The 2,171-nt window shown below is 39.7% G+C and carries 1 protein-coding gene; it reads left to right on the forward strand.

The annotated features are described in order from the left end of the window. Positions 1 to 461: 461 nt before the first annotated feature. Positions 462 to 1,817 (forward strand): uroporphyrinogen decarboxylase/cobalamine-independent methonine synthase family protein, encoded by a 1,356-nt coding sequence (locus FWJ32_RS13155; RefSeq protein ID WP_149546420.1) that lies wholly within the window; start codon positions 462 to 464, stop codon positions 1,815 to 1,817. The last annotated feature ends 354 nt before the right edge of the window (positions 1,818 to 2,171 follow it).

The following is a 2,171-nucleotide window of genomic DNA, read 5'->3' on the forward strand; positions in this document are numbered from 1 at the left end:
GGAGAGCAAATACTACAAGACCTGGGAGGAGTACAAGGCATTGAATCCTGAGGTGTCGGATTTTGGAGCGTCAAAACTTCAGGGCCTTGAGGAAACCGTCTTCCAATATCTGATGTATCTCTTATTGTAGAAAACTAATATATGAAAAATTGGAAGTGAATCAAAACCGCATATCCGCAGAAAATTATTACTGATAACTGCGATCTTTTTACGGCAACAGGTGTTTACTATTGTATGGCAGCATTGATGGGCTCTGTCATATTGAATATTAAATGCTTGTTGCCGTATGTTTATTTAAAGCGTTCCTTCTTCTCACTGGAGAGCCTGTGACCGAAGCCATCAATGCTATAAAACAGTGAAAAGTGGCAAAAGCGCTTCGCCTTTGCCACCAACGCTGCCGAAGGCGTAAAAATCTGCTTTTTTAAGTTGATATGAAATATTCCGGGGAGGTGAAATGACAAGTGACCGAGACAGAGTTATTACAGCAAGAGAGAATAAAGATTTATCAAGATGTCTATGACAACAAGATTCCAAAAAGAGTGCCTGTAAATATCAGCTTTCCCTTTGAATTTACAGCACAATTTGGTGGTCTGAATCTTTTCGAAGCCCAGTGGAATCCCTCAAAAATCGAAGAAGCAGCAGATAAATTATGTCAGACAGTATATTCTGACACCTGCCCGTTTTCAGGTTCGTTTAGATATCCATCGTTCTATGAGATTTTAAAATCTCAATCATTTAGAATGGCATCCAACGGCTTCATACAGCACCCCGAAGTAGTTGGAATGCTTCCCGAGGATTACGATTATCTTATTGAAAAACCTTACGACTGCCTGCTTGAAAGGGTAATTCCCAGACAATATAAGGCTTTCAACCCTGATGATCCTATAAATTGTGCCATCAATTTAGCGAAAAGTATACTTGCCTATAACACTGATATGCAGGAGACAGGGATGATTATAGAAAAATTAGTAAAGAAATACGGCTATTATCCAGGAGCACCTTTTTCAGGCGGTTATGCACCCTTTGATTTTCTTGCGGATCAGTTGAGGAGCTTTAAAGGGATCAGCTCTGACGTCAGGAGAATTCCTGAAAAAGTCGCTGCAGCGTGCGAAGCGTTATACCCTTTGCTATTCAAAAAAGGGCTGCCAAATGAGGTCTCAAACTACGGACAGGTTTTCTTTGCCCTTCACATGCCTACCTTTATGAGGGAAAAGGATTTTGAAAAGCTTTACTGGCCGACCTTTAAGAGAATGATTGATGAATATGCATCAATGGGGATTCACAGCTTCATATTCTGCGAGGATGACTGGACGAGATACCTGGATTATCTGCAAGAGTTTCCGACAGATACGAGGATAATGTTTGAATACGGCGACCCGAAACTTATAAAAGAAAAACTCGGCAAAAAACATATAATCATGGGATTGTATCCGGTTGTTAATCTGAAGACGAAATCTGTGCAGGAATGCATAGACGAGGCAAAGAGATATCTGGATATTCTCGCTCCCGGCGGCAAGTATATATTTGCTTTTGATAAAAGCCCACTGCTGTTCAGTGACATCAATATAGATTGCTTAATTGCTGTCGCCGAAACCGCAAGAGACTATGGAATCTACAACAATGCAGGCGATAGCGCTGGATTGGCGTTCAATAAAGATGACTACAAAGTTTTGCCTTCCAGGAAATTGGAGAGCAAATACTACAAGACATGGGACCAATATAAAGCATTAAATCCGGAAGTGTCGGATTTTGGTGCAGCAAAACTGCAAGAGTTAGAAGATACAGTTTTCCAGTACATCATGTTTCTTCTGGTTTAATGTCTTGTTTTGATTTTTTCTAATTTGTTATTTAAATTGCAGTTTTTAGTTTATAATGATATTTATATAAATTTCCCTTGACATTTTATGCTTACTAGTCTATTCTAGACACAGAACATGTATATACAAATCTGCTTCTATCCTTTCAAAAAAGACTCCGTTAAAATGGGGGGAGGTGAAAATGCAAGCAAATCTTGACCTTGTTTTTCAGAATATTATTAATTTCGGGGAGGTAAGAGCATGATTGACCTGAACGAATTGACCCGGGCAGTAGGAGAACTGGACGAAGAGAAAGTAACAGAAATGCTGACAGAATTTGTGAACTCAAAGCCCACAGAAGAAGAGGCTCAGAAA

It is taken from the genome of Calorimonas adulescens (assembly GCF_008274215.1).
Classification (GTDB): Bacteria; Bacillota; Thermoanaerobacteria; order Thermoanaerobacterales; family UBA4877; genus Calorimonas; species Calorimonas adulescens.